We start from the raw sequence: 3,931 nt of genomic DNA on the forward strand, positions 1-3,931 counted from the left end.
AATGTTGAATTGTGAATTGTGGAATAGAAAGCATCATTAGTTATTACATTCACTAATTCACAATTCACTAACTCACAATTCAAATTAGGTGAATAGTTTGGTTTGGATAAAGTCTGTCTCGTATGTCAGGCAGGCTTTTCTTCCAAAAATCAGTTTTTTGACCAAGATTCATCAGTGCAAAAGATAGAGAATCATGATAGTTTCAGGTAAATAAAAGGAAAAGTAAAATGACTGCTTTTCCCCATTGGCTGTTTATGATTTTCAACCTCAATTACATCCTATTATTCTTGCTAATTATCATCAACTTATTCACCAAATAAAACGGCTGCCTAAAAACAGCTATTCATTCAAATCAATACAATCGTTATGAAACATGATATGCTAGCAGTGGACTTAAGTAAAACTGCCAAACCAAAAGTTAATCATCCATTATTCAAATTACACGGTGATATTCACCTTAATTTGCGTGTATCGACTTTGATTCAAGAAGCATTAAAGAATCAAGAAGGCGTATTGACTGATACAGGTGCATTTATGTGCGATACTGGCAAATTTACAGGTCGCTCGCCTAAGGACAAGTTTTGTGTGTATGATGATAAAACTGCTAATACAGTTTGGTGGGGAGATATCAATCAGGCGTTTGATGCCGATAAGTTTGAGGCTTTGTATCAAAAAATGATTGCGTTTGTGGCCAACAAAAAGTTGTATGCTCGCTATGCGTATGCTTGTGCATCGCCAGCGCACCGTTTGAATATTTTGGTGATTAATACTTTGGCATGGCATAACTTGTTTTGTAACCATCTTTTTCTTCGTCCAGAAGAAGAGGAACTTAATACCTTCGAGCCAGAATGGGTAATCTTGAATGTGCCCGAATTTGAAGCCGACCCTGCTGTGGATGGTACGCGTCAAGGTAATTTTACGATTATTGATTTTACCCGTAAGATTATTTTGATTGGAGGTACTGGTTATGCAGGTGAAATGAAAAAAGGCATTTTCACAGTTCTAAACTATATTTTACCACAAGAAAAACAAGTTTTATCAATGCACTGCTCAGCCAATATTGGCGCTGAGGGGGATACAGCATTATTTTTTGGCCTATCAGGAACGGGTAAAACGACCTTATCTGCCGACCCAGACCGCAAATTGATTGGTGATGACGAACATGGTTGGTCAGACGAGGAGGTATTCAATTTCGAGGGAGGTTGCTATGCGAAGGTGATTAACTTGAGTGCTGAACAAGAGCCTGAAATCTTTGGCGCCATTCGTTATGGGGCAATTCTAGAAAATACTCGATTTGTTGAAGGAACCACCACAGTAGATTACACCAACCAAAGTGTAACCGAAAATACTCGAACGGCTTATCCTATCAACTATATTCCTAACGTTGCAGAGCCTTCGATTGGCAGTTCACCTAAAAATATATTTTTCCTTACAGCAGATGCTTTTGGGGTATTGCCTCCGATTGCCAAGTTAAATAAGGAGCAGGCAATGTTTTATTTCGTCTCAGGATATACCTCAAAATTAGCAGGTACCGAAATGGGCGTTAAAGAGCCACAAGCTACGTTTTCAGCTTGTTTTGGAGCGGCATTTTTACCTTTACATCCTTTAAAATATGCCGATTTATTAGGGAAAAAAATCAATAATGGAGAAGTAAATGTATGGTTGATTAACACTGGCTGGACCGGCGGACCTTATGGAGTAGGCTCACGTATGAAATTGAAATATACGCGTGCCATGATTCATGCAGCATTGGAAGGAAAATTTGCTGAAACAGTTTTTGAAAATCATCCAATTTTTGGTATCGAAATCCCAGCGGAATGCCCGAATGTACCAACAGAAATTTTGAACCCAATCAATACTTGGAAAAGCCCAGAGGCCTATACCGAAAAGGCGAAATATTTGGAAGGTTTGTTTGAAGAAAACTATAAAAAATATGTTGGCTAGTCACAGCTCAATATAATTTAGCATATAGCCCAAAGCCTAATGCTTTTAGTTTAATAAATTAGGATTTTTTTAATATATCAAAAAGCTAGATTTCTGTAAGAAAGTCTAACACAACTCAATGAGATTTAGTATTATATTACCTATTCATTGCAATATTTTAGGATAATGCCTACCCACGAGATTAGATTTGTTTAATGCTTTACTTTTAATAAGTGTTAGCCTTCTGGACAATTCTAATCTCGTGTTGATTTTTAAGATATTTAGATTTTATTTTTTTTAAAAAATCTAAAAAAAAATCTATAAAGCAGGACGGGCTAGGAAAGTTAAATGAGTTCTGTTCGATAGGTTTGCATAAATTAACTTGTTCGGTTATTGGTTGTTGGCGTAAAAAGTTCATGATTTGAAGTTTCGATGAGCTGGTAAATCATTTTCAAATCATGACTTCGAAACCAAAACCTTTAGTTGAATTACTACCAAAACAATCTAATATATCTTATGGGTATTTGGTGGGCTTCGTCTAGCGTAAAACTGTTTGCTCGATGGAATCATAAATAAGTATGGAGCTTTTATAAAACAAGTTGGGGTAAGTAGAGCTGGTAAATATACTTACTGAAAATTTGCTTTTGGGAAAAGTCTAAATTCTTATATGACACTCAAAGAGTAACATGAAGCTAGAAGGTCAATTATTGGATATATTCAAGAAAGGGAAAAGATTCTTTTACTTGAAATATGTGATTGATTGACGCAAAAGTTCATGTTTCTTGGCTCACATACCTTATGATTGATTCTGTTGGCGCGGTGAAAAGTTTGATAAAAGCGACCATAACCACTGTACTTAAAAATCACGTGTTACTCTTAAAACCAAGTGAAGAATATGACAGCAGAATCAACCCTTGCACTACCTGTTGGTACTACCCTCGACCGCTTTATTATGCGTCAACAAGAAGCTTTTGCTTTTGCCAAAGGAGAGCTATCTCAATTATTGCGTGATATTGCGCTTGCTTCCAAAATTATTGGCCGTGAAATCAACCGAGCTGGTTTGACGGATATTACAGGGGCCTTAGGTCGGGAAAATGTACAAGGTGAGAGCCAACAAAAACTAGACGTAATTGCCAACATTCGTTTCAAAAGAGCCTTAGTGAATGGTGGTGAGGTTTGTGGTATCCTTTCGGAGGAGGAAGACGACATTATTCAAACTGGTAACAACAATGCCAAGTATGTGGTGGCAATGGACCCCCTCGATGGTTCGTCAAATATCGACGTAAATGTTTCGATTGGGACAATTTTTTCCATTTACCGCCGTGTAAGTCCTATTGGGACTCCTGCTACTTTGGAGGACTTTATGCAAGGTGGTCGTAAACAAGTGGCAGCGGGCTATATTCTGTATGGTTCGTCTACTGTCATGGTTTATACTACTGGCAAAGGAGTGAATTGCTTTACCTACGAAAATGCACTTGGGGAGTATTTCTTTTCTCATGCAGATATGAAAATACCTGTTTCGGGAAAAATTTATTCAATTAATGATGCTTATTATGATGAATTTGCAGAACCAATCAAATCGTTTATTGGTGATATGCGCAAAACTTCTGGTTCAATGGCTCGTTATATTGGCTCATTAGTAGGTGATTTTCATCGAAACTTACTCAAAGGAGGAATCTATTTGTATCCGCCTACACGTAAAGCCAAAGATGGTAAACTTCGTTTGTTGTATGAATGCTATCCACTTGCGATGATTACCGAACAAGCAGGAGGGAAGGCTACTAACGGCGTTTGTCCGATTTTGGATGTTGAACCTACGCAGATACACCAGCGTTCTGCGATTTATGTAGGCTCTTCCGAATTGGTTGATGACCTCGACACACGCTTGGCAACTTACCAAGCATCTCTAAGTCGTGAACTCAACGAGACGATTGTATAAAATCTATGATAATTTTCTGAAAAATATGATATAAAAAAAGACCGTTCCACACCCGAACGGTCTTTTTTT

Annotated in this window: 2 protein-coding genes; both read left to right on the forward strand. The window is 37.6% G+C overall.

The features are described from left to right. Positions 1-366 precede the first annotated feature (366 nt). Positions 367-1,944, forward strand: a complete 1,578-nt coding sequence (pckA, locus tag ACOVQ4_RS03470; protein ID WP_421819262.1) for a phosphoenolpyruvate carboxykinase (ATP) — start codon at positions 367-369, stop codon at positions 1,942-1,944. An 874-nt stretch (positions 1,945-2,818) separates the two neighbouring features. Next, positions 2,819-3,862 carry a class 1 fructose-bisphosphatase gene (gene fbp / locus ACOVQ4_RS03475; RefSeq protein WP_421819263.1) on the forward strand — a complete coding sequence of 348 codons (1,044 nt, stop codon included), beginning with the start codon at positions 2,819-2,821 and terminating at the stop codon, positions 3,860-3,862. Positions 3,863-3,931: the final 69 nt, after the last annotated feature.

Origin of the sequence: Flectobacillus sp. (assembly GCF_049240685.1) — a bacterium.
Lineage (GTDB): Bacteria > Bacteroidota > Bacteroidia > Cytophagales > Spirosomataceae > Flectobacillus.